Raw genomic sequence first — 4,932 nt, forward strand, 5'->3', positions numbered from 1 at the left:
CGTGGGGGCTTCGCCGTGTCCCGGCGCGCTTCGGGGGTACGAGCGACCGCGCGGGTAGCCTCGTCGCGTACCCGCCCGAGCAGATCAACGAGCAGATCGACGAGCAGTCCGGCAGATCGAGCAGGGGGCCGTTTTGGCAGCAGCGACACTACATACGGGCCGGGTCGAGGTCGCCGACGCGGCACGGGGCGTCGGCGGGCTCGCGGCGGACGACTGGGCGGAGGCCGTCGCGGTCACCACGGGCGGCTCGGCGCTGCTCCCGCGGTCGCCGGAGCAGTGGGCGAGATCCGTCTTCGAGGGCGCCCCCGGCCCGATGCGCTGGTTCCTGGTCACCGGCTGGCGATCGGTGCTCCGCCTGCGGCTCGGCCCGCGCCCCGCCCCCACGCACGTACTCGGCTGGCGGATCGTGACGATGTCGACGGACGTGATCGTCCTGGAGCAGACGTCGGCGCTGATGACGGCCCGCCTCGTGCTGCGCTCCGAGGGCGTCCGGGTGGTGCTGACCACCTTCGTCCGGTACGAGCACGGGGCGGCCCGCGTGCTCTGGCCGTTCGCCGCGCTGACGCACCGGCGGGCCGTCCCCTACCTGCTCAGGCGGGCGGCGGCCCGCCCGGCGGAACCGCGCTGAGGGACGTACGGGCCGGGGCCGGCCGGAACCGCGCTGACGGGACGTACGGGCCGGGAGCCGCCCGTAAGCAGCGCCCGCGGCCCGGACCCCACCCCGCCCTCAGACGATCGTCGGCCCGCCCGGCATGACCGCGGCGAACGTGCCGAGCTCCGCCCGCTCCCGCTGCATCCGCGTCAGCTTCCGCACGAAGAGGATCGCGAGCACGGCCGCCGCGAGGTCCAGCAGGTCGCCCAGCATCACGGTGCCCATGGCCTGCTGGAGCGATTCCGGGGTGTTCGCGCGGTTGTAGAGGGTCTGGCCCACCCTGCCCGCCGCCAGCGCCAGCAGCCACAGAATCCACCACGCGCGCACGGGCGCGCGGGAGACCTCGCGCAGCGAGCCGTCCGGCGTCTGCGGGGCGCTGGCCTGCCAGGTCTCGGCGGCCACGCGGAAGGGCAGCCAGAGGTTGGCGAAGGGGATGAACCAGCCGCCGATGGACCAGCCGCGGCCCAGGGTGCAGACGTCCTGCGTGAAGATCTCGGCGTTCCCCCGGACCCGGTGGAACCAGATGATGAAGACCACGGCGGTGGCGGTCGTGCCCAGCCCCTGGAAACGGCCGGCCGCCGCGTACAGGTCGTCGGCCCGCTTCAACTCGCCTGCACTGGTGGTCAGAACGTTGTCCAGCAGCGAATAGATGTTGAAGTCCGCGTAGAGCGCGAAGAGGTCGCAGGCGGCGACCACGCCGAGCAGCACGGTGACGGCCGTCGCGAGGCCGACGGGCGAGCGGAGAACGGGGCCGCCGGCCGGGTACGGCGCGGGAGCGCCGAGCGGCGGAGCGGCGGGGTGGTGCGACATGACGGAGATCCCCCCAGGGACGAAGAGACCGCCCTCGCGGGGCGGGTTGCAGAGGAGGAACGTACGTCATACTTCATGCAGTATCCAATTATTTGCCTGTCGGCTATGACTCCAGGGCGAATTGGGTGATCCGGTGGTCACGGCCCAGGGCCCGCACGCAGTCGGCCACGAGGACAGGGCGCAACCGGGCGCTCTCGGCGGCCTCTTCGGGCCGGCCGGTCTCGGCCAGAGCGGTCAGGTGGGACTCCCGGCTCCCCAAGGTGTCCGGGTGGTACGGGCCGAGCACGCGGGCCTGGTCCGCGGCCAGCGCCGCGTAGCGGAGCGCCTCGCCGTCGTGCTCGCCGAACTCGCAGTGTTCTGCGGCCTCTTCGTCTCGACATGCGAACGTGTCCGGATGGCCGGCCCCCAGCGCGTCGGCGTGCTCGGCGGCCAACTCGGCCCACAGCCGCAGCAACCGCCGATGGCCGTCCGGCGCGGGCGGCTCGTGCCCGGCGCGGTGGGTGAGCTTGTACGCGCGGCAGACGCACGCGACATGGCGGCGGCGCAGCCGGAGGGTCTCCGGGTGCCGGGGCCCCAACAGCCGGGTCTGCCGCTCCACCAGCGCCGCGAGGACCGCCGGCGCCTCGCTCGCCGCCGTCCCCTCGCACTCATCCTCGTCCAGCCGCTCCATCGCCTGAACGGCCAGTACGGAGATGGTCACTTGGCCGTCCGGCCCCAGGACGCGGAGGCAGTCGGCGGCCAGCGGGTCGACGAGGTCGAGCAGGCGCTCCACGCGGCCGGGGTGCTCATGCGCGTACATGACGAGGTCGCGCCGGGCGGCGAGCGTGTCGGGATGCTCGGCGCCCGAGGCGCGACGCAGCTCGGCGGCGACGGTGGCCAGCCGCTCCGCCTCGCGCCGGTCCAGGGCATCGCGTCGCTCGGTGTCGGCGTCGTGCTCGGCTTCGGACCACTTCAGGGCTTCGAGGTCGAGGACGGGTTCGGAGGCGTCGGGCATGGCTGCGGCCTTCCTCATTTGAGTGACTTCGTTTGAGGCTCCCCGGCTCGACTCTTGATCCAAGACCACACTGCACTATGACAGTTCGCACCATTCCCCCGGTTTGCCCTTATTGCCCTCCCGGCAGGAATCAGCCTCTGTGGAAGGACATGTCCAAGGCCACCGGCAAAGATCCGAGCAATGAGTGGTACTGGTTCTGCTCGCACTGCCAGCAAAAGATCAAGCCGTCCCCGGAGCACAGAATGGTGTATTGACGGGGCACAAGGAAGACCAGTCGACTCCATGCGGTGAAAACAGTTGTCCCGCATCGACGCCCACCTCACCGGCATACCCCGAGATCGCACCCGCACCAGCCACTTCGCAGCACTTCGCCCCGCCGGCCACACGGCCGACAGGGCGAAGCAGGCAGACCCCGGATCAACCAACGGAATCCGCTTGATGAGGTGCGGGACTCCACGGCCCCGTGTGTACGCACCGGCCCCGTGCGCAGGCAACGGCCCCGTGTGTACGCACCAGCGTTACGGCAGCGCCAGCATCCGCTCCAGGGCCAGTTTCGAGAAGGCCGCGACCTCCGGGTCGACCTCGATGCGGTTGACGACCTTGCCGTCGGCGAGCGACTCCAGGGCCCAGACCAGATGCGGCAGATCGATGCGGTTCATCGTCGAGCAGAAGCAGACCGTCTTGTCGAGGAAGACGATCTCTTTGCCCTCGGCCGCGAAGCGGTTGGCGAGCCGCCGCACGAGGTTGAGCTCCGTGCCGATGGCCCACTTCGAACCGGCCGGGGCCGCCTCCAGGGCCTTGATGATGTACTCCGTCGACCCGACGAGGTCCGCCGCCGCCACGACCTCGTGCCGGCACTCGGGGTGCACCAGCACATTGACGCCGGGTATGCGCTCGCGCACGTCGCGCACGGACTCCAGCGAGAACCGGCCGTGCACCGAGCAGTGCCCGCGCCACAGGATCACCTTGGCCGCCCGCAGTTCCTCGGCGGTGAGCCCGCCGCCCGGCTTGTGCGGGTTGTACAGGACGCAGTCGTCGAGCGACAGGCCCAGGTCGCGCACGGCGGTGTTGCGGCCGAGGTGCTGGTCCGGCAGGAAGAGGATCTTCTCGCCCTGCTCGAAGGCCCACCTCAGCGCGCGCTCCGCGTTGGAGGACGTGCAGATCGTGCCGCCGTGCTTGCCGGTGAACGCCTTGATGTCGGCGGAGGAGTTCATGTACGAGACGGGGACGGTCGTCTCCGCCACGCCCGCGTCCGTGAGGACGTCCCAGCACTCGGCGACCTGCTCGGCCGTGGCCATGTCCGCCATCGAGCAGCCCGCGGCCAGGTCGGGCAGGACGACCTGCTGGCCGTCGCCGGTGAGGATGTCGGCGGACTCGGCCATGAAGTGCACGCCGCAGAAGACGATGTACTCGGCGCCGGGCCGGGCGGCGGCGTCCCGCGCGAGCTTGAAGGAGTCCCCGGTGACGTCCGCGAACTCGATGACCTCGTCGCGCTGGTAGTGGTGGCCGAGGACGAAGACCTTGTCCCCGAGCCGGGCCTTGGCCGCGCGGGCGCGCTCCACCAGGTCCGGGTCGGAGGGCGCCGGCAGATCGCCGGGGCACTCCACGCCGCGCTCGCTCCGGGGGTCGGCCTCGCGGCCCAGAAGCAGGAGCGCCAGCGGCGAGGGCTGGACATCCAGGGGTTGGGCGGTGGTCACGACACGCACCCTTTCTCTTTCGCGAAACAGCCTTGTCGTCAATTTGACGCTATCTATCATAACTGCTTCACGTCACTTTGACGATGGGCCTTGTGTCGATGTGACGCACCCCCCTCGGAGCCCGACGCGGGGCGCGCGGGGCATCAGGGCGGCGGCCGTGACGGAGATCGGGGCCCGGCGGCCCGTGCCCGTAAGAGGGGTGGTGTGCGAGCATGAATGGAGAGAAAAGTGCTGGGCCCGGAATGAATCCGGGGTGCCGGAGGTTGCATCCGACGGCAAGCGGTCCGAACAACCCGGGAGAGAACCAGATGAGCGTTCAGGACGAGACCACCGTGAGCGACGGCATCATCCTGTCGGACGCCGCCGCGTCGAAGGTCAAGGCCCTGCTGGAGCAGGAAGGCCGCGAGGACCTCGCGCTGCGCGTCGCCGTCCAGCCCGGCGGCTGCTCCGGCCTGCGCTATCAGCTCTTCTTCGACGAGCGCTCGCTCGACGGCGACGTCGTGAAGGACTTCGACGGCGTGAAGGTGATCACCGACCGGATGAGCGCCCCGTACCTGGGCGGCGCCTCCATCGACTTCGTCGACACCATCGAGAAGCAGGGCTTCACCATCGACAACCCGAACGCCACGGGCTCCTGCGCCTGCGGCGACTCTTTCAACTGAACCGTCCGTCCGGCCGGCACGGCCGATGCGGACGACAGGAGGCGGGGGGGGCCCCCCCCCCCCCCGCGGCCCCCCCCCCCCGCCCGGGCGTAGCCGCCCACCAGCGCCCCATCGAGC

5 protein-coding genes are annotated in these 4,932 nt (G+C 71.0%); 2 read left to right on the forward strand and 3 right to left on the reverse strand.

What is annotated here, in order from left to right:
• The first annotated feature begins 133 nt into the window (after positions 1–133).
• On the forward strand, positions 134–628 hold the full coding sequence (locus ACFU99_RS32905; RefSeq protein ID WP_384399007.1) for a hypothetical protein: 495 nt from the start codon (positions 134–136) through the stop codon (positions 626–628).
• Positions 629–727: 99 nt separating this feature from the next.
• Here ACFU99_RS32905 and ACFU99_RS32910 read toward each other — a convergent pair whose 3' ends face one another.
• The 3 genes from ACFU99_RS32910 to nadA form a co-directional block, all read right to left on the reverse strand.
• Positions 728–1,462 carry a DUF4328 domain-containing protein gene (locus ACFU99_RS32910; protein ID WP_384399009.1) on the reverse strand — a complete coding sequence of 245 codons (735 nt, stop codon included), beginning with the start codon at positions 1,460–1,462 and terminating at the stop codon, positions 728–730.
• A gap of 103 nt (positions 1,463–1,565) precedes the next feature.
• A complete protein-coding gene (locus ACFU99_RS32915) occupies positions 1,566–2,456 on the reverse strand; it encodes a hypothetical protein (protein ID WP_384399011.1) in 891 nt (296 codons plus the stop codon).
• Positions 2,457–2,974: 518 nt separating this feature from the next.
• Positions 2,975–4,153 (reverse strand): quinolinate synthase NadA, encoded by a 1,179-nt coding sequence (gene nadA / locus ACFU99_RS32920; RefSeq protein WP_384399013.1) that lies wholly within the window; start codon positions 4,151–4,153, stop codon positions 2,975–2,977.
• A 308-nt stretch (positions 4,154–4,461) separates the two neighbouring features.
• Between nadA and ACFU99_RS32925 the strand changes: the two genes are divergently transcribed.
• Entirely contained in the window at positions 4,462–4,815 is a 354-nt protein-coding gene (locus ACFU99_RS32925; protein ID WP_384399015.1) for a HesB/IscA family protein, read from the forward strand.
• The last annotated feature ends 117 nt before the right edge of the window (positions 4,816–4,932 follow it).

This window comes from Streptomyces sp. NPDC057654, assembly GCF_042800135.1.
GTDB lineage: Bacteria > Actinomycetota > Actinomycetes > Streptomycetales > Streptomycetaceae > Streptomyces.